Genomic DNA, 23375 nt, shown 5'->3' on the forward strand with positions numbered 1-23375 from the left:
CTGAAGTTAAAACACCAGAACCTTGTCGGCCCAGATGGTCCATTCGGCCAGTTCGGCCAAGGTGCTACGACGGGTGCCGTCGGCGATCCCGTTCTCGTTTATGCCGCGCGCATCCATACAGGTGCCGCAGATGCCGATCTCGCCGCCGTGGCGCACCACATTGCCGAGCATCACTTCGGCGTTGTAAAAACCATGCGGCACCTTCTGCCCCTTGTTAGCGGCCGTAGCGGCGTCGCCGATCAGGAACACGCGCACCGTGTTGCCTTCCACTTTGGAGACCTCACCCGCCAGACGCAGGGCGTTATAGGTTCGTTCGCTGCCGTATGGGGCGTCGTTGAGGATGTACAGGTGATTCATGATGACCTCCCGAATTATCATTCTAGTGTTTGCTGGAATGATTAGAGCATCGCTTGTTCGCACGTGTCAATCTGTATTACAGTGGCCGCCATACATTCTGCAAATCAATGGATTGATAAAATGAAAGACGCCCGCAAGATCAAGGATCTGTTGTACGAACAGGTCGCCCGCATCGGCAAGGTGTTCTCCAGCCCCAAACGGCTGGAGCTGATCGAATTGCTCTGTCAGGGTGAGAAGACGGTGGAGACCCTCGCGCGCGAAGCATCGATCAGCGTGAAGCTGACCAGTTCGCATCTGCGCGAATTGCGCATGGCGCAACTGGTCGAGACCGAGCGGCAGGGAAAGAACATCCTCTACCGTCTGGCCAACAGATCGGTGGCCGACCTGTGGGTGCAGATGCACACGCTGGCCGAAGACCGACTGGTCGAGCTGCAACTGGCATTGCAAAAGATCGCCACCCGGCCGGACGACCTGATCGCCAGTGACCGCGACAGCCTGATAAAGGCGGCACGCAAAGGCGAAGTGGTGGTGCTAGATGTGCGCCCGTCCGAGGAATATCTGAACGCGCACCTGCCCTTTGCCAGATCGATCCCGCTGGAAGAGTTGCGTCAGCGCCTGAGCGAACTTCCCAAAGACCGCTCTGTGGTCGCCTACTGCCGGGGCCCGTATTGCTTGATGGCGGCGGATGCCGTCGCCTTGCTCAAAGACGAAGGGTTCACCGCATTCCATCTGCGTGAGGGCGTGGCGGAGTGGGCCATCAGCAAATGACACGGATACAAGCTATAGTGCGACCGCCGTTCTTCACGTTCGCTGAATAACCGACAGGGTGCACCCGCTCTATGGCTTCTGATCAAACCAGCACACCCAAGACTGATGCCGACCCCTTGCTCACGGAAGGACTGCTGCGGGCATCGTTCGCCGCCATGTCCGAAGGGATGGCGATCCATCGATTGGTCCGCGATGCCGACGGGAAGGTAGTCGATTATCTGATCCTCGATGTGAACGATTCATTCGAGCGGCAGACGGGTTTGCACAAGGAGACAGTCAAGGGAAAACGGGCCTCTGCGGCCTACGGCGCTGGCACGGCTCCGTTTCTGGACGTCTATGCCAGAGTGGCGGAGACACAGCAACCGGCCAAGTTCGAGCAGTACTTCCCGCCGCTGCGTAAACATTTCCTGATCAACGCGTTCTCGCCCGAAAAGGAATGCTTCGTCACCATCTTCGAAGACATCACCAACCGGAAAGAAGCCGAGAAGACCCTGTATGAAAGCAAGGAGCATTTCCGTCGCCTGGCCGAGGATATGCCGCTGTTCGTCGTGACCTTCCTGCCGGACGGGACCCTGACCTTCGCCAACTCGGCCATCGCCAAATCAGTCAACATCGCGCCGATGAAGCTGGTCGGCATGAACTTCTATGACTTCCTGTCTGAAGACGACCGGCACATGGTCCGCGCTCGGCTGAATGCGCTCACGCCGGAATGCCCCATCGAGACCCACCTGCAGCAATATCAGGGCGAGGACGGCGCAACGCTCTACCATCAGTGGACCAATCGCGCCTTCTTCGACGCGCACGGCAAGGTGACCAGCTTCCAGGCGGTGGGCGAAGACATCACCCAGCGCAAGGAATCCGAGCAGGCACTCGCGACCTTGATGAACAAGCTGGAGCAGAAGGAGTTCGCCAAATCCCGCTTCCTTGCCGCCGCGAGTCACGATCTGCGCCAGCCGCTGGCTGCCGCCAATCTGTTCATCGACGCGCTCAAGCTTTCCAAACCGACTGCGGAACAGGAGCGCGTCCTCCAGCGTTTGGCGCAAACCATGTCCAGCTTCAACGAGCTGCTGGATGCCCTGCTCAATGTCTCCAGACTGGATGCGGGCATGATCAAGCCGGTCTTCGCACCGATCAGCCTGGCCGACATCTTTGCCTGGCTGGAGCAGAGCTTCGAGCCGCTGGCGCGCGACAAGGGACTGGGCTTCAGGCTGTTCTTCCCCACCGCGAAACCGGTAATGGTCCGTGCCGATTTCGACTTGCTCAAATCGGTACTGATGAACCTTGTTTCCAATGCGATCAAGTTCACGCCCGCAGGGACGATTCTGATCGGCGCCCGCAAGCGCGGTGGCAGTATGCTGTTCCAGGTATGGGACACGGGTGTTGGCATACCGAACGACCAGTTGGCGCACATCTTCGACGAGTTCTATCAAGTCGACAATCCGCAGCGTGACCGCACACGCGGAGTTGGACTGGGATTGGCGATCGCCAAGCGGGCGCTGGCGCTGTTCGACGGCGCGATCACCTGCCGCTCCATCCCGGAACGCGGCTCGGTCTTCGAATTCAGCCTGCCGCTGACCGGTGCCTCGGTTGTTGTGAGCAAGCATGTCGAGATCGTCCCGACCGAGATCAGAAGCAGCGACGAATCGTTCGCCCACGGCAAGCAGTTCATTGTGATCGAGGACGAAGGCATGGTCGCGGAAGCGCTCAAGGGCATACTGGAAAACCTGGGCGGGAAAGTGCGCTGCTTTGCCAGCGCGGAAGAAGCGCTCATCGATCCAGATGCCGGCCGAGCCGATTATTACATCGTGGATTTCATGCTGGCTGGAAAGCTCAACGGCATCGAGTTCCTGAACCAGTTGCGGCCGCAACTCGCCAGACCCATCCGGGCCGTGCTGATGACCGGCGACACCTCCAGCAGCTTCATCCGGAGCGCAGTCGATTGCGACTGGCCCATCCTGCACAAGCCGGTGCACCTGTCCAAACTGGTCTCCAGCCTCAAGGCGCAAGCACACTGAAGCTATCGCCCTCCTGACAACCGCTCGACCCATTTGAATGTTGGAAGCAAGGAAAGCGCAACAATGAAGATACCCGCCCGCTATAGCCACATCCTGTTCGGCGCCCTGCTCTCACTCATCATGGTGAGCATCATCTCGGCCACCGTGGTACTCATCAATCAGGGCTACGACGCGGAGTTCTTCGCGCGCTGGTTCAAAGGCTTCGCCACCGCCTGGCCCATCGCCTTCCCTACCGTGCTGTTCGTTGCGCCGTTCGTGAGGAGGGTGGTAGCAAAAGTCACGGCATGAATCGAACAGGGCGCCGTTCGGCGCCCTGTTCGATTCAGAGTGAACCGCCTGCGGGCGGTTTTTTCATGGCGATGTAGATGGCCCACACGCCGAGCAGCACGTACCAGATGAGCGACCACTCGGGGATGCCAAGGGTGAGGAAGGTCCAGCCTTTCTCGGCGCATTCGCCGGAGCCGTGCATGAGTTCCTGCCACACTTCGGCCAGCGGGAAGTTCTGCAGCATGTAGTCGAGACCCGGTCCGCAGGCAGGCACCTGGTCCTTGGGCAGATTCTGCAGCCAGATGTGGCGCGAGGCGGTGGCGATACCGCCCAGAGCGAACAGGGCGATCAGGCTGGAATAGATGCGGCGACCGATGCGGCCGGCATCGTGCACAGCGGCGATGAGGAACAGCACACCGATGACGACGAAGATGACGCGCTGCAACATGCACAGCGGACAAGGTTCTTCGCGCAGCACGTATTGCAGGTAGAGCGCAGCGCCGAACAACACGGCGACGATGAGCGCGCCGGCGAGGTAGAGCCAGCGCGGCGACAGGGCAAGCAGGCGTTGCAGCATCATTCCGCCTCTTCGATCCACGTCGCCTGGATGGCTTCCAGCACCTTTTCGCCACCACGGCTGTGGTCATCGTCGAAACCGTCCAGTTCGACCACGTAGTTATGCAGGTCGACGAAGTTCACCTTGAGCGGGTCGACATCGGGATGTTTTTCGGCCAGTGCGATCGCGATATCTCGCACGTCTATCCATTTCATTTTGAGTGCCCTTCCTTCGCCATATTGATGGAGTACTTGGGAATCTCGACCACCAGCGGCGTGTCAGCCACAATGGCCTGGCAGCTCAAACGCGAGTTGCCTTCCAGGCCCCAGGCTTTGTCCAGCATGTCCTCTTCCAGATCGGACGCTTCTTCCAGGCTGTCGAATCCTTCGCGCACGATGACGTGACAGGTGGTGCAGGCACAGGATTTCTCGCAGGCATGCTCGATCTCGATGTCGTGCTCCAGCAATGCGTCGCAGATGGAGGTGCCAGGCGCGGCGTCGAACAGCGCACCCTTGGGGCAGAGTTCTTCGTGAGGCAATACGATGATCTGAGTCATATCAACTTTCCAGGTCCGACATCTTGTGTCCTTTTAACGCACCCGACACGCTCTTGTCCATGCGTGCCTGTGCGAACGGCAAGGTCGCCTGATTCAAGGCTTCCACCGCGCGCTTGATCGCGGCCTGGTCTTCACCTTCCAGCAGGAAACGCACGCCTTCCATGCTGGCACGGATGACGGCCTTGCCGTCGGCATCGAGCAGATCGCCATCCTCCTGCAAGGCGGCTTCGACCGCTTCCAGCAACTGGCGCGCTTCGACCTGCTGTTCGCGCAGGGCACGCGCCTGCATGTCGTCTTTCGCATGCTGGGCGGAATCTTTCAGCATCTGCGTGATCTCTTCGTCGGTGAGGCCGTAGGAAGGTTTCACAGCGATGCTGGATTCGTGCCCCGTCGTCATCTCGCGCGCGGACACGCTCAGCAAGCCGTCGGCATCCACCTGGAAGGTGACACGGATGCGCGCCGCCCCAGCCACCATGGGCGGGATGCCGCGCAGCTCGAAACGCGCCAGCGAACGGCAATCGCTCACCAGTTCGCGCTCGCCCTGCACCACGTGGATGCTCATGGCGGTCTGGCCGTCCTTGTAGGTGGTGAACTCCTGCGCGCGCGCGGTCGGGATGGTGCTGTTGCGCGGGATGACCTTCTCGGTGAGTCCGCCCATGGTCTCGAGGCCGAGCGACAGCGGGATCACATCCAGCAGCAACCAGTCGTCGGCACTGCGGTTGCCCGCCAGCACGTTGGCCTGGATGGCCGCGCCCAGCGCCACCACCTTGTCCGGGTCGAGATTGGTGAGCGGTGTCTGCTTGAAGTATTCGGCGACGGCGCGTTGCACCTGCGGCATGCGCGTGGAGCCGCCCACCATCACCACGCCCTGCACTTCATCCACACTCAGCCCGGCGTCGCGCAAAGCCTTGCGCGTCGGCTGCAGGGTGCGCGCCAGCAGGTTCCTGGTCATGTCGTAGAACGTTTCGCGCGTCAGCGTCACGTCCACCAGCTCGCCACCACTCAACACAGCTGTGATCTGCGCCTGCAGGTTGTCGGTCAGTTGTTCCTTGGCGGTGCGCGCATGGGTCAGCAACAGGCGCACGTCGTTCACGCCGAGCTGCGACAGTCCGGCCTGTTCCAGTATCCAGCAGTAGATGCGCTGATCGAAATCGTCGCCGCCCAAAGCTGAATCGCCATTGGTCGCCAGCACTTCGAACACGCCTTTGGACAAGCGCAGGATGGAGATATCGAAGGTGCCGCCGCCAAGGTCGTACACTGCGTACACACCTTCCGAGGCGTTATCCAGCCCGTAGGCGATGGCGGCTGCGGTCGGTTCGTTGAGCAGGCGCAACACATTCAGACCGGCCAGCCGGGCGGCATCCTTGGTGGCTTGACGCTGCGCATCGTCGAAATAGGCAGGCACGGTGATGACCGCGCCGACCAGCTCACCGCCCAACGAACGCTCGGCGCGGTCGCGCAACACTTTCAGGATCTCGGCGGAGACTTCGACCGGGCTCTTCACGCCGGCCGCCGTGCGCAGTTGCAACATGCCGGGCGTATCCACGAAACGATAGGGCAGGTCCACCACGTCGCCGACATCCTTCAGGCCGCGCCCCATGAAGCGCTTCACGGACACGATGGTGTTCTGCGGGTCTTCGCTCTGCACGGCCTGCGCGGCCAGACCGACCTGCGTCGAACCATCAGCCAGATAGCGCACGACCGAGGGCAGCAAGGCGCTGCCATCGTCGTCGTTGAGCACCACGCTGATGCCGTTGCGCACGGTGGCGACCAGTGAGTTGGTGGTGCCGAGGTCTATGCCGATCGCCAGCCTGTGCTGGTGCGGTGCGGCGGAAAGGCCCGGCTCGGAGATTTGCAGCAATGCCATGTTCAGGAATCCAGCTCGTCGTAGGCGTCAGCGATCTCTTCCGCCAGTTTTTCAAGGAAGCGCAATTTTCGCACAGTGCCGGCAGCCGCGACGAACTCATGTGTGGTGTCGAGTTGTTCGGCCAGCTGCTGCTGCAGGCTGCGCGTCTCGTTGCGCGCCGTGTCGGCCAATGCATCCAGCGCGTCAAGGTCGCGAGCGGAGATGGCATCCTGCAGGCCTTCGCGCCACTCCATCTGATGCATCAGGAAATCCATCGGCATCGCGGTGTTGTTCTCTTCCTGCGTGTCGACCCCGTGCAGCGTGAGCAGGTAGCGGCCTCGCTTGAGCGGATCGCGCAGGGTCTGGTAGCCCTCGTTGACGCGGGTCGCCCATTGCATGGACAGACGCTGCTCGGCATCGGAGAGGTGGGAGAACTTGTCGGGATGGACTTGCGATTGCAGCTCGCGATAACGCTGGTCGAGCGCGGCGCTGTCGAGCTGGAAGCTGCGGGGAAGATTGAAAACGGTGAAGAAGTCTTGCTGAAGATCGACAGCCGGAGAGGTCATCACACTTTGAAGCTTTCTCCGCAGCCGCACGAATCCTTCACGTTCGGATTGTTGAACTTGAAACCTTCGTTGAGGCCTTCGCGCGTGTAGTCCAGTTCCATGCCGTCGATGTACGGCAGGCTTTGCGGGTCGACCAGCACGGTCACGCCGTGGCTTTCGAACTTCAGGTCTTCGTTCTCCGCTGCGTCGGCGAATTCCAGCTTGTAGGCCATGCCGGAACAGCCGCTGGTACGCACACCGATGCGCAGGCCCACGCCCTTGCCACGCTTGACCAGGAAATTCTGCACATGCCTGGCCGCGTTCTCAGTCAACGAGATGCTCATCTTCGCCCCTACTTGTTCGCGTTGCAGGCCGCTGCTTCGACGTTCGCGCCGTGTTTGGCCTTGTAGTCGGCCACGGCCGCCTTGATCGCGTCTTCCGCGAGGATGGAGCAGTGGATCTTCACCGGCGGCAATGCCAGTTCTTCGGCGATCTGCGTGTTCTTGATCGCCAATGCCTGATCGACGGTCTTGCCCTTCACCCACTCTGTGACCAGCGAGCTCGACGCGATGGCCGAACCGCATCCGTAGGTCTTGAACTTCGCGTCTTCGATCACGCCGTCCTTGCCCACCTTGATCTGCAACTTCATCACGTCGCCGCAAGCCGGCGCACCGACCATGCCGGTGCCGACCATCTCGTCGTCCTTGTTCATGGACCCGACGTTGCGCGGGTTCTCGTAGTGATCCAGTACTTTTTCGCTGTATGCCATGATGTCCTCCTTAGTGCGCGGCCCATTGTATCGAGTTCAGATCGATACCGTCCTTGTACATATCCCACAATGGGGACAGGTCACGTAGTTTGCCGATCTTTTCATGCAACAGTTTCACGGCGTAATCCACTTCCTCTACGGTGGTGAATCGTCCCACCGTGAAACGGATGGAACTGTGCGCCAGTTCGTCGTTGCGGCCCAGCGCGCGCAACACATAGGACGGTTCCAGACTGGCCGAGGTACAGGCCGAACCGCTGGACACGGCGATGTCCTTCACCGCCATGATCAGCGACTCGCCTTCGACGAAGTTGAAGCTGACGTTCAGGTTGTGCGGCACACGGTGTTCCATGTCGCCGTTCAGATAGACCTCTTCCATGCTTGACAGGCCTGCCCAGAGGCGGTCACGCAGCATGCGGATGCGTTCGTTCTCGCTCGCCATCTCTTCTTTTGCGATGCGGAACGCTTCGCCCATGCCGACGATCTGGTGCGTGGCCAGCGTGCCGGAACGGAAGCCGCGCTCGTGACCGCCGCCGTGCATCTGCGCTTCCAGGCGCACGCGTGGTTTGCGGCGCACGTACAGCGCGCCGATGCCCTTGGGTCCGTAGGTCTTGTGCGCGGAGAAACTCATCAGGTCGACCTTCAGCTTCTGCAGGTCGATGCCGACCTTGCCGGTGGCCTGCGCGGCATCGACATGGAACAGGATGCCCTTGCCACGGCATATCTCGCCGATGGCCTCGATGTCCTGCACCACTCCGATCTCGTTGTTGACCATCATCACCGACACGAGGGTGGTGTCGGGACGCAACGCTGCTTTCAGCTTGTCCAGATCGATCAGCCCGTTCGGCTCAGGATCGAGATAGGTTGCGGAGAAACCCTGCCGCTCCAGTTCGCGCACGGTGTCGAGCACAGCCTTGTGCTCGGTCATCACGGTCACGATATGCTTGCCCTTGTCCTTGTAGAAATGCGCCGCGCCCTTGATGGCGAGGTTGTTCGACTCGGTCGCGCCCGAAGTCCAAACGATCTCTTTCGGATCGGCGTTCACCAGTGCAGCCACCTGTTCGCGCGCACGCTCCACCGCCTCGTCAGCAACCCAGCCGAAGGAGTGCGAACGCGACGCCGGATTGCCGAACTTCTCGGTCAGGTACGGGATCATGGCCTCAGCCACACGCGGGTCTACCGGTGTGGTGGCCGAGTAATCCATGTAGATAGGCAGTTGCATGGGTTTCACTTCCTTTTCTAGATCAGACCGCAGCAGTCGCCGAAGCCGCGCCGCGCGTCATGCGCACCGGGGAAACTTCGTCTTTCTTGCCCAGCTCGCCGTCCGCCAGCTGTTGCAGATTGACCTGCTGCAGGTATTCATAGATGCGCTCGCTCAGACCGTACCACAGGTCGTGCGTGGAGCACGGCTTGCCGTCCTTGCAATTACCCTGGCGGTCACAGTTGGTGGCATCCAGCGGCTCATCCACGGCCACCACGATGTCGGCGATGGTGATCTTGTTGGCGGGACGTGCCAGACAGTAGCCACCGCCGGGGCCGCGCACGCTGGCGACCACATTGTTCTTGCGCAGCTTGGCGAACAATTGTTCCAGATACGACAAAGAAATCTGTTGACGCTCACTGATCGCCGCCAGCGTGACCGGGCCTTTACCGCCGCGCTGGGTCAGATCGACCATTGCCGTCACTGCGAAACGTCCTTTGGTTGTCAGGCGCATTTTACTAATCTCCTCAGAATGTCAGACCTACTCGCTCAAGCCATCCCACCACGATGAAATGACCCCCTCTGGAAAAGGATCATAGGATACCCGAGAGTTTTAATCAACTATCTTGTTCAGGTAGTTCGGATCGAACTTGTCGGCGGTCGCCTGCTCGTCTTCCACTCTTACGCCAAGCTTCTCTAATTGTTGAAGAATATGCTCGATGCGCTGGTCTACCGTGACGCTGTGCCCGATCAGGCCGTGCAGGGCTTTGGCGACCGGGTCGTTCTGGTCGTTGCTGATGCCGTAAGCGTTAAAACCTGTTGATTTCTTTGCATCATCCAGGACTCTGGCGGGGATACCCGCCGCTGTCGCCCCGGCCGGCACGTCCTTCACCACCACCGCATTGGAACCGATCTTGGCATTGTCCCCGATATGGATAGGGCCCAGTATCTTGGCCCCCGCGCCCACCACCACGCCGTTGCCCAGCGTCGGATGGCGCTTGCCTTCCTTCCAGGAAGTGCCGCCCAGCGTCACACCGTGATAGAGCGTGACATCGTCACCGATATGCGCGGTCTCGCCGATCACCACGCCCATGCCATGGTCTATGAAAAAACGGCGACCGATGGTCGCACCGGGATGGATCTCGATACCGGTGAACCAGCGCGCGAAGTGCGAGGTGAAGCGCGCCATCCATTTCAGGCCGGCGTGCCACAAGGTATTGGAAAGACGATGGAAGATGCGCGCGTGCAGCCCGGGATAGCAGGTCAGCACCTCGAACGTGGTGCGCGCGGCGGGATCGCGGGCGAATACGCTGGCGATGTCTTCACGGATATTCTTAAACATCTGGATGCTCTTCCTGGTAACGCTTCCTGAGGCGCGCATTGTACTCGGTCGTCACGCTCAGGATACCGCGCAGCAGGTTGACCTCTTCATCCTCCAGCCGCGTACGCGAGAACAGGCGGCGCAAGCGGCGCATCAAGCGCTCCGGGTTCTGCGTGGTGAAGAAACCGATCTCGCCCAGCGTCTTCTCCAGATGTTCGTACAACCCTTCCACGCGTTCATGCGCCGCCGGGTTGATCTCCGGCAGGGCCGGCTGGAATGAAGATGCCGCCACGCTCAACTCATAAGCCATCAGCTGCACCGCGGATGCCACGTTCAAAGAAGAGAATTCGGGATTGGCCGGGATGTTCACCCCCAGCTGTGCCTTGCCCATCTCCTCGTTGGTCAGACCGGACATCTCGGTACCGAACAGCAAGGCCACCGGCCCGGCCGATGCTTCCTGCATCACCAGTGGTGCCGCCGCGCGCGGCGTCTGCACCTCGATGGAGATGTCGCGCAGCCGCGCCGTCATCGCCACGGTGTACACCACGCCCTGCAACGCCTCGTCGATGGAGCTGCAAACCACTGCACTGGCAAGGATGTCATCCGCCCCGGCGGCCATGGCATTGGCCTGCGCATCGGGGAAATGACGGGGATTGATCAGGTACAGGTGGCGCAAGCCCATGACCTTCATCGCCCGCGCCGCCGCGCCGATGTTGCCGGGATGCGAGGTGTGGCTGAGCACCACGCGTACATTATTCAAAGGATCAGGTTTATTCAAAGGGCAATACCGATTAAAATGCGGGCCGGTTACTTCAACAATTTCGAAACTTCGGGTGACCCACAGCCGGTTGATCGAAGTTTCCCGCTCATTAACACAAGGTATTTCGACTATGCACCCCATGCTCAACATCGCGGTGAAGGCCGCGCGTCGCGCCGGCAATCTGATCCATCGCGCCGCCGACAACATCGACCACCTCACGGTGACCAAGAAATCCCATGCGGATTACGTCAGCGAAGTGGATCGCGCCGCAGAGCGCACCATCGTCGATACCTTGTTACAGGCTTATCCGACGCATGCGATTCTAGCAGAGGAAGGCGGCGCCCAAGGCGAGTCGGAATACGTGTGGATCATCGATCCGCTCGACGGCACCACCAACTTCCTGCATGGCGTGCCGCAATATGCCGTCTCCATCGCGCTGCAGCATAACGGTGTGCTCACCCAGGCCGTGGTCTACGATCCGACCAGCAATGACCTGTTCACCGCCACGCGCGGCAGCGGTGCATTCCTCAACGACAAACGCATCCGCGTCAGCAAGCGCAAGGAACTGGCCGACAGCCTGATCGGCACCGGCTTCCCCTACACCCGCTTCGAACACATGGACGCCTACCTCGCCATCTTCAAGGATGTGATGCAGCACACCGCCGGCCTGCGCCGTCCCGGCGCGGCCTCGCTCGATCTGGCCTGGACTGCAGCCGGTCGTTTCGACGGCTTCTTCGAGACCGGCCTCAAGCCCTGGGATCTGGCAGCGGGTGCGCTGCTAATCTCGGAAGCGGGCGGTATCGTCAGCGACCTCGCGGGCAACCAGAACCAATTGGAAAGCGGCCACATCTGCGCCGGCAATCCGCACATCCACGAGCAACTGCTGAAACTGATCGCGCCGCATCTCACCGACGGCCTGAAGGGTTAACTCCCCGGACAGGCGGCACGATGGATACCTCCCTGCTCGTCCTCGCCATCACGACCATCGTCATCGTGCTGGTGTTCGAGTACACCAACGGTTTCCACGACGCCGCCAACATCATCGCCACCGTCATCGCCTCGCGCGCGATGACGCCGGTGCAGGCGGTGCTGCTGGTCGCCTTCTTCGAATTCCTCGGCCCGCTGCTGGGCGGCACCGCCGTCGCCAACACCATCGGTACCTTCGTCACGCTGGACGACCTCGACGCGGTACTCGGTCTGGTGGTGGTGTTGTGCGGACTGATCGGCGCCATCGCATGGAACCTGCTCACCTGGTGGTTCGGCATCCCCTCCTCTTCCTCGCACGCGCTGGTGGGCGGACTGGCCGGAGTAGTGGTCGTGGCGGCTGGTGCCAACCATGTGGAATGGGGCTTTGCCGATCTGCTGCATGGTCAGTTCCACGGCGTCGCAAAAGTCATCGCCGCACTCATCCTGTCTCCCATCATCGGTTTCTGGGTCGGCTACGTACTGCACCGCGTCATGCTCACACTGCTGCGCGGCGCACGCCCTTCCATCAATCGCGACCTGCGCCATCTGCAATACGTCACCTCGGCCGGCCTCGCCTTCTCTCACGGCGCGAACGATGCGCAGAAGAGCATGGGCATCCTCACACTGGTGCTGCTGCTGGGCGGCTTCATCGATACTTTCGAAGTGCCCTTCTGGGTGATGCTGGCCTGCTCGCTCGCCATCACGCTGGGTATCCTGTCCGGCGGCTGGCAGATCGTGCGCACACTGGGTTTCTCCATCTACAAGATCCGCCCGCTGCACGCGCTGGATTCGCAGATGACTGCCGCCGGGGTGATCTTCGCCTCGTCGCTGGGCGGCGCACCGGTCTCCACCACCCACGTCGTCGCCTCGTCCATCATGGGCATCGGTGCCTCCGAGCGGCCCAAGGCGGTGCGCTGGGGCAAGGCGGCCGAGATCGTCGCCACCTGGGTCATCACCATCCCCGGGGCAGCATTGATGGCGATAGGGTGTTATCTTGTCGTCAAGTTGTTCGTCTGAGATATCGAGACCATGACACCTCCCATAGATGCCTCCAAAACCCTGCTGGCCCGCATCCTTGACCGGGTGTTCCCCAAGGTGCCGGACTTCTTCCACATGCTCACCGAGCAGACCATAGAGGTCGCGCTCACCGTCAGTCTGCTGGTCGACTACATGAAACACGGCGACCCGGCCATTGCCGAGTCGCTGAAAGAGAATGTGCATCAGGCCGACCTGCTCAAGGTGCGCAACCTGCATGAGCTGAACGACGCCTTCTCCACCCCCATCGACCGCGAGGACATCTATCGCGCCATCATGGCGCTGGACGACATCGTGATGTACTGCAAGACCACGGTGCACGAGATGGATGTGCTGGGGGTGACGCCGGACAGATTCATGCGCGACATCTCGCTACGCATCAAGGAAGGCGTGGATGCGCTGGCCAACGGATTCGCCAAGCTGGGCACCACACCCGCCACCGCAGCGCTGGATGCCGACATCGCGCGCAAGGCCGAGCGCCACGCCGAGAAACTCTACCGCTTCGCGCTGCCCGAGCTGTTCGAGGGCGACGACTACATCAACATGTTCAAGCGCCGCGAGATCTACCGCCACCTCACCAACGCCGCCGAACACATGGCCCAGTGCGCCAACACGCTGCACGACATCGTGGTCAAGATCAGCTGAAAGCACGATGCGCACGACCGACACCCTCACCCGGTTCCTGCACGAACACATCCCGCTCACCGCCACGATGCAGTTGCAGGCACGCGTCTATGACGGTGAACGACTGGAGCTCGCCGCCCCGCTCGCGCCCAACGTCAACGACAAGGGCACCGCGTTCGGCGGCAGCCTGTACAACATCGCTGTGCTGTGCGGCTGGAGTTTGCTGCGACTGAAATTGAACGAAGCCGGATTGAACAAGAAGAACATCGTCATCCACGAGGCGAACACGCGCTACCTGCTGCCGGTCACCGGCGAACTGCGCGCGACATGCGCGCTCACCAGCGACGCGCTGACCGAGTTCATGCAGCCGCTGCAAAAGAAAGGCCGCGCGCGCATCACGCTGACCGTCGCCATCCATCAACAAGACCAGACTGCCGTGGAATTCACCGGAAATTACGTCGTACTCGATTAGAAGCATGAAAGACACCGCCCTCGAAAAACAAACCCCCATGATGCAGCAGTACCTGCGGCTGAAGGCCGACCATCTGGACAAGCTGCTGTTCTACCGCATGGGCGATTTCTACGAACTGTTCCATGACGATGCCGTGCGCGTCGCCAAACTGCTCGACATCACGCTCACCCAGCGCGGCGCCTCCAACGGCCAACCGATCAAGATGGCCGGCGTGCCCTACCACGCAGCCGAGCAATATCTCGCAAGGCTGGTGAAGATGGGCGAGTCCGTCGCCATCTGCGAACAGATCGGCGACCCCGCCACCAGCAAAGGCCCGGTCGAACGCAAAGTCGTGCGCATCGTCACCCCCGGCACCGTCACCGATTCCGCCCTGCTGGAAGAGAAGCGCGACAACCTGCTGCTCGCACTGCACCAGAGCCGTAATGAAGTCGGCCTCGCCTGGCTCAACCTCGCCTCCGGTCAATTCACCTTGGCCGAAGTGGATGCCAAACAACTGCCCGCCGAACTGGAACGTTTGCAGCCATCGGAGATACTGTTCGCCGAAAGCAGCGCCGCGCCGCAGTTCAAGAACGCCGCCAACAAGTCGCTGCCCGACTGGCACTTCGAGCGCGACACCGCGCACCGCGCACTGTGCCAACAGTTCGGCACACGCGACCTGGCCGGCTTCGGTTGCGAAGAATTCACGCTGGGCCTCTCCGCCGCCGGTGCCCTGCTCGGCTACGCCAAGCTCACGCAAGGCCAGAGCATCGCCCACATCCGCAGCGCACAGGTGTACCACGCCGACCAGTTCGTGCGCATGGACGCCGCCACCCGCCGCAATCTGGAGATCACCCAGACCCTGCGCGGCGAACCCGCACCGACCCTGCTCTCTCTGCTCGACACCTGCGCCACCAACATGGGCAGCCGCCTGCTCGCGCACTGGCTGCATCACCCGCTGCGCAACCGCAATGTGTTGCGTGCGCGACTGGATGCGGTGGATGAACTGGATGAGAAGCACAGCACTGTGCACCAGCAACTCAAACCCAGCGTGGATGTGGAGCGCATCACCGCCCGCATCGCGCTGAAGTCGGCCAGACCGCGCGACCTTTCCGGTCTGCGCGACACGCTCAAGCAACTGCCCGAACTGCACACAACACTGGCAGGCATCAGCGCACCACGCTTGCAGCAACTGACAAATGAATTGCAAGCTGACGCAGCTTTGGTCGAGCTGCTGCAGAAGACCATCAAGGACGAACCCTCCTCTGTGCTGCGCGAAGGCGGCGTGATCGCCGACGGTTACGACGCAGAGCTGGACGAGCTGCGCGGCATCCAGACCAACTGCGGCGACTTCCTGCTGGCGCTGGAGAAGCGCGAACGCGAACGCACCGGCATCGACAAACTGAAAGTCGAATACAACCGCGTGCACGGTTTCTACATCGAGGTGAGTACAGCCAATGCCGACAAGGTGCCGGACGACTACCGCCGCCGCCAGACGCTGAAGAACGTCGAGCGCTACATCACACCGGAACTGAAAGCCTTCGAAGACAAGGCACTCTCCGCCAATGACCGCGCACTGGCGCGCGAGAAATACCTGTACGACCAGTTGCTGGACGCGCTCGCCCCGAGCATCCCGCAACTGCAACGCATCGCCGCCGCCATCGCCGAACTGGACGTGCTCGCCACCTTCGCCGAACGTGCCGCCACGCTCAACTTCAGCGCACCGCAGTTCAGCGACGATGCGCAACTCGTCATCAAGCAAGGCCGCCATCCGGTGGTCGAAGCACAGGTGGAAACCTTCACCCCGAACGACACGCAGCTCGGCGACGCGCGCCGCATGCTACTCATCACCGGCCCCAACATGGGCGGTAAATCGACCTACATGCGCCAGGTCGCCATCATCGCGCTGCTCGCGCATGTCGGCTGCTTCGTCCCCGCTGAGGCGGCGGTGTTGGGCGAGATCGACCAGATATTCACGCGCATCGGCGCATCGGACGACCTCGCCAGCGGACGCTCCACCTTCATGGTCGAGATGACCGAAGCCGCCAACATCCTGCACAACGCCACCGACAAGAGCCTGGTGCTGGTGGACGAGATCGGCCGCGGCACCAGCACCTTCGACGGCCTCGCCCTCGCCTACGCCATCGCGCGCCACCTGCTTGAACTCAACTGCAGCTACACATTATTTGCGACGCACTATTTCGAACTCACACGACTGGCCGAAGAATTCAAACAACTCGCCAACGTCCACCTCGCCGCCGTCGAACACCAGCACACCATCGTCTTCCTGCACAGCGTAAATGAAGGTGCCGCCAGCCAGAGCTACGGCCTGCAAGTGGCAGCATTGGCGGGCGTGCCCAACAGCGTCATCCGCAACGCGAAGAAACAGTTAGTGAAGCTGGAACAGAACAGCGCCGCGCAGAACCCGCAAGGCGACCTGTTCGCCGCCGTGCCGGAAGCACCAGAGCCGGAAGAGCATCCGCTGGTGTCTGCGCTGCGTGATCTGCAGCCGGATGAGATGAGTCCAAAGGAAGCGCTGGAGAGGATTTATCAGTTGAAGAAGCTGGTGTAGCATAGCCCGCAAAGGAGATACCCCATGAGCACAGCCACACTTTCGAATGACTACCAGATCGCACTCCCCAAGGAGGTGCGAGACTCGCTGCATCTCAAACCGGGACAAGAATTCGAGCTAGTTTCCTCCGGCTCGGTCATCCAACTGATTCCCAGACTCTCCACCGAAGAACTTAAATCCGCCATCGCCGCCGGGATCGCCAGCGGAAAAGGAAAACCGGCGGACGAAGTATTTGACCGGCTGGAAAACAAATATCGCAAACAAGCCGTGAACTAACCGGCATGGCGCGTTACTGGATTTCGCCGCTTGCCGAACAAGACCTGGAGGCAATCGGCGATTTCATCGCACAGGACAACCCGCACCGCGCCATCACTTACATCATCGAACTGCGCAATCAATGCGCCAAGATCGCAGCCAATCCTAAAGCCTGTCGCCTCAGGCCTGAGCTGGGCACCAGCATTCGGTCATTCGCGTATGGAAACTACGTGATCTTCTTTCAGGAGAATCCGGATACGCTGTGTATCGTGCGCGTTCTCCATCTGGCGATGGATATTGAAAACAGATTTTCCGAGAAGTAATTTGAGCTTGGAACCTTTAATTTATCCCTGAATACGATGCCATCCCTCCACGAACTCATCTCCGATTATTCCCGTGCTGTTCAACCGCTCGTATTCGAGACAGGTTTGGATGAATTCCCATATTCAACAGCTGGCACAGTATTCTTGGTCGGGTATGCAGGCAAACCATTCATCCTCACCTCGCGACATGGCCTTCTCCCGGAAACTCCTCAACCGATATGCGTATTCCCATCTGACTACTCCCACCGCTTAATTCCCCTCGATGACGTCTTCTTCGTACCGAGCACTGATGAACCAGAGGATTTCATGGATTTGGCCGTTGTCGCTATCGACACGTCTCGCATCACGCATGCGGAGGTCGCCAACGCCCATCTGATAGCCCTAACGTCTGACCTTGTTGGGTGGCCTGAGCATGCTTCTGAGCTATTTCTGATTGGCTATCCAAAAGATCATTCTTTTGTTGATCCAGAGAGTGGGATGCTGCACACGCAGCGTGTCGTTCTAAATGGTCGCTATGTCGGCAAATCATCACTGCCATACTTGCACACGGCGAAAATAACTGACGCCCATAGTCTCAGCACGTTCAATGGTTTTAGTGGCGGCCCTGTCTTTTCGGTTCTTCGGTTTCCCGGTGAACCACCTACAGCAGGGCTATGCGGTATGGCAATTCGAGGGGCAAGCTCTTCCAACATTATTCATTTCCTAGATCGTACTGTACTGATTGATGCACTCAATATCCGTCTGGAACGTCAGAATTTGAGCAGGTAATTCGACTCTGGTACATTTTGAATAATGCCGTGCGTGCCGCCTTAAATAATCGGGGAGAGGCCACGGTTTAGCCAAAGGGATCAGCTTCCCCCTCTGCTTACCGCATCAGCCCCCCGTCTTGCACCTTCGTCCGGCAAAGCGCATAGTGGTTCGCCGCTTGACCATACGAAAAGGAGTGCATCATGTTTATACGAACGATTGCAATCTCACTATTTGCAGGTGCTTTGGCAGTTTCAGCGGGGCCGCTGTTTGCGGCGGATCAGGTCCGCGACCAGAAGCAGGATCAGATGAAGGATCAGGATCAGGAGCGCATCTACGGCAGTCAGTTGATGACGCAGAAGGAGCGGAACGCGTATCGCGCCAAGATGCGGGCTGCCAAGACCGCCGAGGAGCGTGAACGCATCCGTAACGAGCATCATGAACAAATGAAGATGCGTGCGAAAGAACGCGGCGTGACGTTACCGGATATGCCGCCAGCCGCAGGCGGTGGAATGATGATGGGCCCCGGCGGCGGCATGCGTCAGGGTGGTGGCATGGGACCCGGCGGCGGCATGCGCCAGGGCGGAGGGAACTGATCTTCTGAACGTCTCCGATACCGGCATCACAGGAGGGCCTGCGGAACAGCGGCCACCGCAGCGCCCTCCTGATTCAATACTGGCAGTGTCTGTATCTCCCTTGTAGCAGAACTTAATCCAGCGACAGCTCCAGCTTGTCCAGTGCGGGTGGCGCTTTCGGCTTCACGGCTTCGGCGGCTTGCTGTGCCAGTTTCTCCTGCTGTTCCTTGGCGAGCTTTTCCGCTTCGAACTGGCGCTTCTTCTCTTCCTGTGCGGCCAGTTCTTTCTTGCGTTCTTCTTCCAGTTCTTCTTCGCTCTTGTGCTCATGCAAGGAGAGTTCGATGCCTGATGCGTCGCCCGGCTCGCCGCGCTGGCTCTTGAGCTTGATGTTCAGACGCAGTTCGTTGGCGGAGTCGGCGTTGCGGATGGCTTCTTCGTAAGAGATGTGGCCGTCGTTGTAGAGCTCGAACAGCGACCAGTCGAAGGTGCGCATGCCGAGTTCGCGCGACTTCTCCATGATGCCTTTGATCTCGTGGAATTCTCCCTTGAATATCTTGTCGGCGATGATGGGCGTGTTGAGCAGGATCTCGATGGCGGCCTTGCGACCCTTGCCGTCCTGTGTGCGGACGAGGCGCTGCGAGATGAGCGCGCGCATGTTGGCGGAAAGGTCCATCAGCAACTGATTGCGCCGTTCTTCCGGGAAGAAGTTGATGATGCGGTCTATGGTCTGGTTTGTGCTGTTGGCGTGCAGCGTGCCCAGGCACAGGTGGCCGGTCTCGGCGAAGGCGATGGCGTGTTCCATGGTCTCGGCATCGCGGATCTCGCCGATGAGGATGACGTCCGGCGCCTGACGCAGGGTGTTCTTCAGCGCGTGGTGCCAGCTATGCGTATCGACGCCGACCTCGCGGTGGGTGATCAGCGATTGCTTGGACTGGTGCACATATTCCACCGGGTCTTCGACGGTGATGATGTGGCCTTTGGATGTGCTGTTGCGGTGGTCGATCATGGCGGCCAGCGAGGTGGACTTGCCGGAGCCTGTGCCACCGACCACCAGCACCAGACCGCGCTTGTGCATGATGACTTCTTTCAGCACTTCGGGCAGACCCAGCTTCTCGAAGTTGGGGATCTCGGCGGCGATGGTGCGGATGACCATGCCGACGTTCTGCTGCTGCACGAACACGTTGACGCGGAAGCGCGACACGCCGGGAACGGAGATGGCGAAGTTGCACTCCATCTCCTTGTCGAATTCGGCGCGCTGGGTCTCGTTCATCAGCGCATAGGCGAGCTGGCGGGTGATCTTGCCGTTGAGCTTTTGCGAGGTCATCGGCTGCATCTCGCCGTGCGACTTCATGCTGGGCGGAAAGTCGTTGGAGATGAACAGGTCGGAACCGCCCGCCTTGCTCATGGCGGTGAGCAGCTTGATGATGTATTCGTATGCTTGCTGATCGGTCAGGCCTGTCGACATCTTTTTTCCCCGTTACGTTTAACGCTGCAAATTGAATCGGCGACGCATTCTAGCAGCAGCTTGATAGGCTTTGGACAGCCGGATAATCTGCTGCCCGCCCCCTTTCTTCAATGCTAGACTGCGCGCCCCATGGACATAGACCTCATCGCCCAGGAGCTGGAACAGACCGGCTATATCGTGCTGGCCAATGCGTTGCCGGCCGAGCTATTGCATGGCCTGCAAAAACGCTGTGAGGATGACGGTTCAGAGCGGTTCCAGCCGGCTCATGTGGGGCGCGGGGCGGCCAAGCAGCAGATCAGGTCGCTGCGCGGCGATGTCATCAGCTGGATCGAGGCGGACGACCCGGTCGATCGTTCCTTTCTGGAACAGATGGAAACCCTGCGCCGTGAATTGAATGCCCGGCTGTTCCTGGGCATGTTCGATTATGAGAGCCACTACGCCATCTACAACAGCGGCCAAGGCTATGCGAAACATTCCGATGTGCTGCAGGGCAAGAAGAACCGCATCCTGACCACCGTGTTGTACCTGAACGAGGATTGGCAGCCCGAGCATGGCGGTGAACTGGTGGTCTACGACCCGTCCGGCGAGTCGGAACTGTTCAGGGTGCAACCGACCTTCGGCACGATGATCATCTTCCTGAGCGAATCGTTCCCGCACGAGGTGCTCGTCTCGAACACCACGCGGCGCAGTATCGCGGGTTGGTTCCGCGTCAGCGGCAGTTAGGCCTCTTCCTCCTCATCCATGATGCGGTACGGCTCCATGGAGACCGATTCGATGCGCGCACCCAGCATCACCACTTCACCTTCGCGCCGATTGTTGCCAGTCTCGGTGAATTCGAAACGGTAGGTACGGCGCAGGATGCGACGCCCATCGTCGTCACGCGCCAGCTGCATACGCGTGCTGGCAACGGTGTCGTCCAGGAACTGCACGCCGGTCTGTTTGCAGATCAGCCGCCCCGCTTCACGGGCGATCTCGAGGATGCGGATGCTGTGCAGCCAGAACCAGAATGCACCGCCGACCACCACCAGCAGAAGCAGGCTTGCAAAATCCATCTCAGTCAAGCGGCGAGAAGCGTGGCACGGTCTTGCCGTCGTGCTGCACTGTTTCGAAGAAGATGTCCTTGGGGCGCGCCCAGATCAGCCCCTCGTCCGACTTGTAGATCATCAGAGTGACCTTGGGATCTGCCTCCAGCTTCGCCTCGCACACGATCTCGTAGATGCCGCCCTTGTAGTGTCTGTATCTCATGTTTGCAGTCCGTGAGTTTCGATTCAGTGCGAATCTTATACTGTCCGCCCGCGCGAGCAGTTACCATCCGCACCATGCAAAAGAACCTTGCCGCCGATGTGAACCGCCGCGAAGCCTGGGCCTGGGCGATGTATGACTTCGCCAACTCGGGCTACACCACCATCGTCATCACAGCGGTCTTCAATGCCTACTTCGTCTCGGTGGTGGCGGGCGGCGCAGCGTGGGCGACCCTGGCGTGGACACTGTCGCTGGCCGCCTCGTATCTGCTGATCATGCTGACCGCGCCTCTGCTGGGGGCGTATGCGGATGCCTATGCGGCGAAGAAGCGTTTGCTGCTCATCACCACCGCCGGCTGCGTGCTGTTTACCGCCGCGCTCTACTTCGTCGGGCCGGGCATGCTGTGGCTGGCGATCCCGTTGATCGTGCTGTCCAATTTCTTCTACGGCAGCGGCGAGAACCTGATCGCCGCCTTTCTGCCGGAACTGGCGCGCGAGGGCTCGCTGGGCAAGGTATCGGGCTGGGGCTGGAGCCTGGGTTATGTGGGCGGCCTGCTCAGCCTGGGCGTCTGCCTCGCCTATGTGAGCTGGGCGCAGGCGCGCGGCGACACGGCGGCGGATTTCGTGCCGGTGACCATGCTGATCACGGCGGCACTGTTCGCGCTGGCCAGCCTGCCGACCTTCCTGCTATTGAAGGAACGCGCGCAGCCGCAGCCACATCTGGTCGGCAAGAACATGCTGCAAGAATCGTTCGCGCGTCTGCTGCAGACCGTGCGGCATGCGCGGCAATACCGCGACCTGCGCCGCTTCCTGATCTGTACCGTGTTCTATCAGGCAGGCATCCAGACCGTGATCTCGCTGGCCGCCATCTACGCGCAGCAGGCGATGCATTTCACCATGCAGCAGACGCTGGGCTTGATCTTCCTGGTCAACATCACGGCCGCTATCGGCGCGTTCAGTTTCGGCTATCTGCAGGATCGCATCGGCCATGTGCCGGCCATCGCCCTGACGCTGGTCGGCTGGATCGTGATGGTGCTGCTGGCCTGGGCATCCGAAGGGCCGGGGCTGTTCTGGGCTGCCGCGAATCTGGCGGGGCTTTGCATGGGTGCCAGCCAGTCGGCTGGGCGTGCGCTGGTGGGCGCGTTCTCGCCGGCGGCACGGCGCGCCGAGTTCTTCGGCCTGTGGGGACTGGCAGTGAAGCTGTCCGCCATCCTCGGCCCGGTGACCTACGGCATGGTGAGCTGGCTGACGGCAGGCGACCACCGCACAGCCATCCTCTTCACCGGCGCGTTCTTAGTGGCGGGCTTGCTGATCTTGCGCGGTGTGGATGCCGCGCGCGGACAGCAGGCGGCGCTGCAGGAACAAACCTGATCACGACTCGAAATCGAATTGTTCTAGAATCACGGCACTCATTCCTCTGCAGGTGAATGCCATGTCAGACCGCTACTTCAGCAAGCAGACTTTCGCTTTCCTCTCCGCTCTGGAGCAGAACAACAACCGCGAGTGGTTCGAGCAGCATCAACAAGAATACGAAGATCTGGTGCGCACGCCCGCGCTGGATCTCATCAGCGATATGTCGGAGGAGATGCCGGCGATCTCTCGCCACTTTCTGGCGCAGCCGAAGAAGGTGGGCGGTTCCTTGATGCGCGTGTATCGCGATACGCGTTTCAGCAAAGACAAGACGCCGTACAAGACCAACATCGGCATCCAGTTCCGGCACGAGCTGGGCAAGGACATCCATGCGCCGGGCTATTACCTGCACATCTCGCCGGGCGAGTGTTTCGTGGGCGTGGGGCTGTGGCATCCGGATGCGGATGCCTTGTTCAAGATACGCTCGGCCATCGTGAAGAAACCGGAGGCATGGCTGGCGGCGCGCGACGATGCGTCATTCCGCGAGCAGTACGAACTGGTCGGCGATACGCTGGCCAACGCACCGCGCGGTTTCGCCAAGGATCATCCGCAGGTGGCAGACCTCAAGCGCAAGGACTTCATCGCTCTGGCCAACCTCACCGAAGCCACGGTCACGTCGGCCAAACTGCGTCCGCTGGTGGTGGAGCGTTACCGGCAGGCGGCACCTTTGATGCGCTTCCTGTGCCAGGCGGTGGAACTGCGCTTCTGACCCGAACAACCCTGTTGCGTGTAGCCATTTTTATCAGCTTGCCAAAG

General features: G+C 60.5%; 30 protein-coding genes. 15 read left to right on the forward strand and 15 right to left on the reverse strand.

Going from position 1 to position 23375, the window contains the following annotated elements; genetic code table 11:
- Positions 1-6 precede the first annotated feature (6 nt).
- On the reverse strand, positions 7-357 hold the full coding sequence (locus ACYPYQ_RS09940) for a DsrE/DsrF/TusD sulfur relay family protein (RefSeq protein ID WP_459723675.1): 351 nt from the start codon (positions 355-357) through the stop codon (positions 7-9).
- A 120-nt stretch (positions 358-477) separates the two neighbouring features.
- Here ACYPYQ_RS09940 and ACYPYQ_RS09945 point away from each other — a divergent pair, with 120 nt between their 5' ends.
- The 3 genes from ACYPYQ_RS09945 to ACYPYQ_RS09955 all read left to right on the forward strand — a co-directional run bounded on the left by ACYPYQ_RS09945 (position 478) and on the right by ACYPYQ_RS09955 (position 3428).
- A complete protein-coding gene (locus tag ACYPYQ_RS09945; RefSeq protein ID WP_459723676.1) occupies positions 478-1125 on the forward strand; it encodes an ArsR/SmtB family transcription factor in 648 nt (215 codons plus the stop codon).
- 71 nt (positions 1126-1196) lie between these two features.
- Positions 1197-3140: a hybrid sensor histidine kinase/response regulator gene (locus ACYPYQ_RS09950; RefSeq protein WP_459723677.1), complete on the forward strand. Its 1944-nt coding sequence runs from the start codon at positions 1197-1199 to the stop codon at positions 3138-3140.
- Between the two features lie 63 nt (positions 3141-3203).
- Entirely contained in the window at positions 3204-3428 is a 225-nt protein-coding gene (locus ACYPYQ_RS09955; RefSeq protein ID WP_459723678.1) for a DUF2798 domain-containing protein, read from the forward strand.
- A gap of 34 nt (positions 3429-3462) precedes the next feature.
- Here the strand turns inward: ACYPYQ_RS09955 and ACYPYQ_RS09960 are convergent, their stop codons facing one another.
- From ACYPYQ_RS09960 to ACYPYQ_RS10010, 11 genes are all read right to left on the reverse strand, one after another.
- Positions 3463-3987 (reverse strand): disulfide bond formation protein B, encoded by a 525-nt coding sequence (locus ACYPYQ_RS09960; protein WP_459723679.1) that lies wholly within the window; start codon positions 3985-3987, stop codon positions 3463-3465.
- Positions 3984-4178, reverse strand: coding sequence for a Fe-S cluster assembly protein IscX (gene iscX, locus ACYPYQ_RS09965; RefSeq protein ID WP_459723680.1), 195 nt, complete (start codon positions 4176-4178; stop codon positions 3984-3986). The genes ACYPYQ_RS09960 and iscX overlap by 4 nt, the downstream gene beginning before the upstream one ends.
- On the reverse strand, positions 4175-4519 hold the full coding sequence (gene fdx / locus ACYPYQ_RS09970; protein WP_459723681.1) for an ISC system 2Fe-2S type ferredoxin: 345 nt from the start codon (positions 4517-4519) through the stop codon (positions 4175-4177). The genes iscX and fdx overlap by 4 nt, the downstream gene beginning before the upstream one ends.
- Position 4520: 1 nt before the next feature.
- Positions 4521-6386 carry a Fe-S protein assembly chaperone HscA gene (hscA, locus tag ACYPYQ_RS09975; protein ID WP_459723682.1) on the reverse strand — a complete coding sequence of 622 codons (1866 nt, stop codon included), beginning with the start codon at positions 6384-6386 and terminating at the stop codon, positions 4521-4523.
- A gap of 2 nt (positions 6387-6388) precedes the next feature.
- Entirely contained in the window at positions 6389-6931 is a 543-nt protein-coding gene (gene hscB / locus ACYPYQ_RS09980) for a Fe-S protein assembly co-chaperone HscB (protein ID WP_459723683.1), read from the reverse strand.
- Positions 6931-7254 (reverse strand): iron-sulfur cluster assembly protein IscA, encoded by a 324-nt coding sequence (gene iscA, locus ACYPYQ_RS09985; protein ID WP_459723684.1) that lies wholly within the window; start codon positions 7252-7254, stop codon positions 6931-6933. The genes hscB and iscA overlap by 1 nt, the downstream gene beginning before the upstream one ends.
- Positions 7255-7262: 8 nt before the next feature.
- Positions 7263-7679 carry a Fe-S cluster assembly scaffold IscU gene (iscU, locus tag ACYPYQ_RS09990; protein WP_459723685.1) on the reverse strand — a complete coding sequence of 139 codons (417 nt, stop codon included), beginning with the start codon at positions 7677-7679 and terminating at the stop codon, positions 7263-7265.
- Between the two features lie 10 nt (positions 7680-7689).
- A complete protein-coding gene (locus ACYPYQ_RS09995) occupies positions 7690-8898 on the reverse strand; it encodes an IscS subfamily cysteine desulfurase (RefSeq protein ID WP_459723686.1) in 1209 nt (402 codons plus the stop codon).
- A 22-nt stretch (positions 8899-8920) separates the two neighbouring features.
- Positions 8921-9391 carry an Rrf2 family transcriptional regulator gene (locus ACYPYQ_RS10000; protein WP_459723687.1) on the reverse strand — a complete coding sequence of 157 codons (471 nt, stop codon included), beginning with the start codon at positions 9389-9391 and terminating at the stop codon, positions 8921-8923.
- 99 nt (positions 9392-9490) lie between these two features.
- Positions 9491-10219, reverse strand: coding sequence for a serine O-acetyltransferase (gene cysE / locus ACYPYQ_RS10005; RefSeq protein ID WP_459723688.1), 729 nt, complete (start codon positions 10217-10219; stop codon positions 9491-9493).
- Positions 10212-10976: an RNA methyltransferase gene (locus tag ACYPYQ_RS10010; protein WP_459723689.1), complete on the reverse strand. Its 765-nt coding sequence runs from the start codon at positions 10974-10976 to the stop codon at positions 10212-10214. Before ACYPYQ_RS10010 ends, cysE begins: the two co-directional genes overlap by 8 nt.
- Positions 10977-11088: 112 nt before the next feature.
- Between ACYPYQ_RS10010 and ACYPYQ_RS10015 the strand changes: the two genes are divergently transcribed.
- The 9 genes from ACYPYQ_RS10015 to ACYPYQ_RS10055 all read left to right on the forward strand — a co-directional run bounded on the left by ACYPYQ_RS10015 (position 11089) and on the right by ACYPYQ_RS10055 (position 18524).
- Positions 11089-11886 (forward strand): inositol monophosphatase family protein, encoded by a 798-nt coding sequence (locus ACYPYQ_RS10015; protein ID WP_459723690.1) that lies wholly within the window; start codon positions 11089-11091, stop codon positions 11884-11886.
- 20 nt (positions 11887-11906) lie between these two features.
- Positions 11907-12941: an inorganic phosphate transporter gene (locus ACYPYQ_RS10020; RefSeq protein ID WP_459723691.1), complete on the forward strand. Its 1035-nt coding sequence runs from the start codon at positions 11907-11909 to the stop codon at positions 12939-12941.
- A gap of 12 nt (positions 12942-12953) precedes the next feature.
- Positions 12954-13604: a DUF47 domain-containing protein gene (locus ACYPYQ_RS10025; protein WP_459723692.1), complete on the forward strand. Its 651-nt coding sequence runs from the start codon at positions 12954-12956 to the stop codon at positions 13602-13604.
- A gap of 7 nt (positions 13605-13611) precedes the next feature.
- Positions 13612-14055 carry a YiiD C-terminal domain-containing protein gene (locus ACYPYQ_RS10030; RefSeq protein ID WP_459723693.1) on the forward strand — a complete coding sequence of 148 codons (444 nt, stop codon included), beginning with the start codon at positions 13612-13614 and terminating at the stop codon, positions 14053-14055.
- Between the two features lie 4 nt (positions 14056-14059).
- Positions 14060-16603 carry a DNA mismatch repair protein MutS gene (gene mutS / locus ACYPYQ_RS10035; protein WP_459723694.1) on the forward strand — a complete coding sequence of 848 codons (2544 nt, stop codon included), beginning with the start codon at positions 14060-14062 and terminating at the stop codon, positions 16601-16603.
- Between the two features lie 24 nt (positions 16604-16627).
- Positions 16628-16879: an AbrB/MazE/SpoVT family DNA-binding domain-containing protein gene (locus ACYPYQ_RS10040; RefSeq protein WP_459723695.1), complete on the forward strand. Its 252-nt coding sequence runs from the start codon at positions 16628-16630 to the stop codon at positions 16877-16879.
- 5 nt (positions 16880-16884) lie between these two features.
- Positions 16885-17181 carry a type II toxin-antitoxin system RelE/ParE family toxin gene (locus ACYPYQ_RS10045; RefSeq protein ID WP_459723696.1) on the forward strand — a complete coding sequence of 99 codons (297 nt, stop codon included), beginning with the start codon at positions 16885-16887 and terminating at the stop codon, positions 17179-17181.
- 105 nt (positions 17182-17286) lie between these two features.
- Positions 17287-17949 carry a cupin domain-containing protein gene (locus ACYPYQ_RS10050; RefSeq protein WP_459723697.1) on the forward strand — a complete coding sequence of 221 codons (663 nt, stop codon included), beginning with the start codon at positions 17287-17289 and terminating at the stop codon, positions 17947-17949.
- A gap of 182 nt (positions 17950-18131) precedes the next feature.
- Positions 18132-18524 carry a hypothetical protein gene (locus ACYPYQ_RS10055; RefSeq protein WP_459723698.1) on the forward strand — a complete coding sequence of 131 codons (393 nt, stop codon included), beginning with the start codon at positions 18132-18134 and terminating at the stop codon, positions 18522-18524.
- A gap of 112 nt (positions 18525-18636) precedes the next feature.
- Here the strand turns inward: ACYPYQ_RS10055 and ACYPYQ_RS10060 are convergent, their stop codons facing one another.
- The gene (locus tag ACYPYQ_RS10060) at positions 18637-19968 is read right to left on the reverse strand and encodes a PilT/PilU family type 4a pilus ATPase (RefSeq protein ID WP_459723699.1); all 1332 of its coding nucleotides are present in this window, start codon (positions 19966-19968) and stop codon (positions 18637-18639) included.
- A 129-nt stretch (positions 19969-20097) separates the two neighbouring features.
- Here ACYPYQ_RS10060 and ACYPYQ_RS10065 point away from each other — a divergent pair, with 129 nt between their 5' ends.
- Positions 20098-20691 carry a 2OG-Fe(II) oxygenase gene (locus ACYPYQ_RS10065; RefSeq protein WP_459723700.1) on the forward strand — a complete coding sequence of 198 codons (594 nt, stop codon included), beginning with the start codon at positions 20098-20100 and terminating at the stop codon, positions 20689-20691.
- On the opposite strand, the gene ACYPYQ_RS10070 is transcribed toward ACYPYQ_RS10065, so the two are convergent.
- Both ACYPYQ_RS10070 and ACYPYQ_RS10075 read right to left on the reverse strand, forming a co-directional pair.
- Positions 20688-21020 carry a DUF3301 domain-containing protein gene (locus ACYPYQ_RS10070; protein ID WP_459723701.1) on the reverse strand — a complete coding sequence of 111 codons (333 nt, stop codon included), beginning with the start codon at positions 21018-21020 and terminating at the stop codon, positions 20688-20690. The genes ACYPYQ_RS10065 and ACYPYQ_RS10070 overlap by 4 nt on opposite strands.
- Before the next feature lies 1 nt (position 21021).
- Positions 21022-21213, reverse strand: coding sequence for a DUF1653 domain-containing protein (locus ACYPYQ_RS10075; protein ID WP_459723702.1), 192 nt, complete (start codon positions 21211-21213; stop codon positions 21022-21024).
- Between the two features lie 74 nt (positions 21214-21287).
- On the opposite strand from ACYPYQ_RS10075, the gene ACYPYQ_RS10080 reads away from it, so the two are divergent.
- Both ACYPYQ_RS10080 and ACYPYQ_RS10085 read left to right on the forward strand, forming a co-directional pair.
- Entirely contained in the window at positions 21288-22580 is a 1293-nt protein-coding gene (locus tag ACYPYQ_RS10080; protein ID WP_459723703.1) for an MFS transporter, read from the forward strand.
- Between the two features lie 61 nt (positions 22581-22641).
- Positions 22642-23328: a DUF2461 domain-containing protein gene (locus tag ACYPYQ_RS10085; RefSeq protein ID WP_459723704.1), complete on the forward strand. Its 687-nt coding sequence runs from the start codon at positions 22642-22644 to the stop codon at positions 23326-23328.
- Positions 23329-23375 lie beyond the last annotated feature (47 nt).

The sequence above is a fragment of the Sideroxyarcus sp. TK5 genome, from assembly GCF_054601595.1.

Excerpts from the sequence above, each read along its gene's own strand:
- ACYPYQ_RS09940 (WP_459723675.1), bottom strand. The coding sequence starts at position 357 with ATGAATCACCTGTACATCCTCAACGACGCCCCATACGGCAGCGAACGA.
- ACYPYQ_RS09945 (WP_459723676.1), top strand. The coding sequence starts at position 478 with ATGAAAGACGCCCGCAAGATCAAGGATCTGTTGTACGAACAGGTCGCC.
- ACYPYQ_RS09950 (WP_459723677.1), top strand. The coding sequence starts at position 1,197 with ATGGCTTCTGATCAAACCAGCACACCCAAGACTGATGCCGACCCCTTG.
- ACYPYQ_RS09955 (WP_459723678.1), top strand. The coding sequence starts at position 3,204 with ATGAAGATACCCGCCCGCTATAGCCACATCCTGTTCGGCGCCCTGCTC.
- ACYPYQ_RS09960 (WP_459723679.1), bottom strand. The coding sequence starts at position 3,987 with ATGATGCTGCAACGCCTGCTTGCCCTGTCGCCGCGCTGGCTCTACCTC.
- iscX (WP_459723680.1), bottom strand. The coding sequence starts at position 4,178 with ATGAAATGGATAGACGTGCGAGATATCGCGATCGCACTGGCCGAAAAA.
- fdx (WP_459723681.1), bottom strand. The coding sequence starts at position 4,519 with ATGACTCAGATCATCGTATTGCCTCACGAAGAACTCTGCCCCAAGGGT.
- hscA (WP_459723682.1), bottom strand. The coding sequence starts at position 6,386 with ATGGCATTGCTGCAAATCTCCGAGCCGGGCCTTTCCGCCGCACCGCAC.
- hscB (WP_459723683.1), bottom strand. The coding sequence starts at position 6,931 with ATGACCTCTCCGGCTGTCGATCTTCAGCAAGACTTCTTCACCGTTTTC.
- iscA (WP_459723684.1), bottom strand. The coding sequence starts at position 7,254 with ATGAGCATCTCGTTGACTGAGAACGCGGCCAGGCATGTGCAGAATTTC.
- iscU (WP_459723685.1), bottom strand. The coding sequence starts at position 7,679 with ATGGCATACAGCGAAAAAGTACTGGATCACTACGAGAACCCGCGCAAC.
- ACYPYQ_RS09995 (WP_459723686.1), bottom strand. The coding sequence starts at position 8,898 with ATGCAACTGCCTATCTACATGGATTACTCGGCCACCACACCGGTAGAC.
- ACYPYQ_RS10000 (WP_459723687.1), bottom strand. The coding sequence starts at position 9,391 with ATGCGCCTGACAACCAAAGGACGTTTCGCAGTGACGGCAATGGTCGAT.
- cysE (WP_459723688.1), bottom strand. The coding sequence starts at position 10,219 with ATGTTTAAGAATATCCGTGAAGACATCGCCAGCGTATTCGCCCGCGAT.
- ACYPYQ_RS10015 (WP_459723690.1), top strand. The coding sequence starts at position 11,089 with ATGCACCCCATGCTCAACATCGCGGTGAAGGCCGCGCGTCGCGCCGGC.
- ACYPYQ_RS10020 (WP_459723691.1), top strand. The coding sequence starts at position 11,907 with ATGGATACCTCCCTGCTCGTCCTCGCCATCACGACCATCGTCATCGTG.
- ACYPYQ_RS10025 (WP_459723692.1), top strand. The coding sequence starts at position 12,954 with ATGACACCTCCCATAGATGCCTCCAAAACCCTGCTGGCCCGCATCCTT.
- ACYPYQ_RS10030 (WP_459723693.1), top strand. The coding sequence starts at position 13,612 with ATGCGCACGACCGACACCCTCACCCGGTTCCTGCACGAACACATCCCG.
- mutS (WP_459723694.1), top strand. The coding sequence starts at position 14,060 with ATGAAAGACACCGCCCTCGAAAAACAAACCCCCATGATGCAGCAGTAC.
- ACYPYQ_RS10040 (WP_459723695.1), top strand. The coding sequence starts at position 16,628 with ATGAGCACAGCCACACTTTCGAATGACTACCAGATCGCACTCCCCAAG.
- ACYPYQ_RS10045 (WP_459723696.1), top strand. The coding sequence starts at position 16,885 with ATGGCGCGTTACTGGATTTCGCCGCTTGCCGAACAAGACCTGGAGGCA.
- ACYPYQ_RS10055 (WP_459723698.1), top strand. The coding sequence starts at position 18,132 with ATGTTTATACGAACGATTGCAATCTCACTATTTGCAGGTGCTTTGGCA.
- ACYPYQ_RS10060 (WP_459723699.1), bottom strand. The coding sequence starts at position 19,968 with ATGTCGACAGGCCTGACCGATCAGCAAGCATACGAATACATCATCAAG.
- ACYPYQ_RS10065 (WP_459723700.1), top strand. The coding sequence starts at position 20,098 with ATGGACATAGACCTCATCGCCCAGGAGCTGGAACAGACCGGCTATATC.
- ACYPYQ_RS10070 (WP_459723701.1), bottom strand. The coding sequence starts at position 21,020 with ATGGATTTTGCAAGCCTGCTTCTGCTGGTGGTGGTCGGCGGTGCATTC.
- ACYPYQ_RS10075 (WP_459723702.1), bottom strand. The coding sequence starts at position 21,213 with ATGAGATACAGACACTACAAGGGCGGCATCTACGAGATCGTGTGCGAG.
- ACYPYQ_RS10080 (WP_459723703.1), top strand. The coding sequence starts at position 21,288 with ATGCAAAAGAACCTTGCCGCCGATGTGAACCGCCGCGAAGCCTGGGCC.
- ACYPYQ_RS10085 (WP_459723704.1), top strand. The coding sequence starts at position 22,642 with ATGTCAGACCGCTACTTCAGCAAGCAGACTTTCGCTTTCCTCTCCGCT.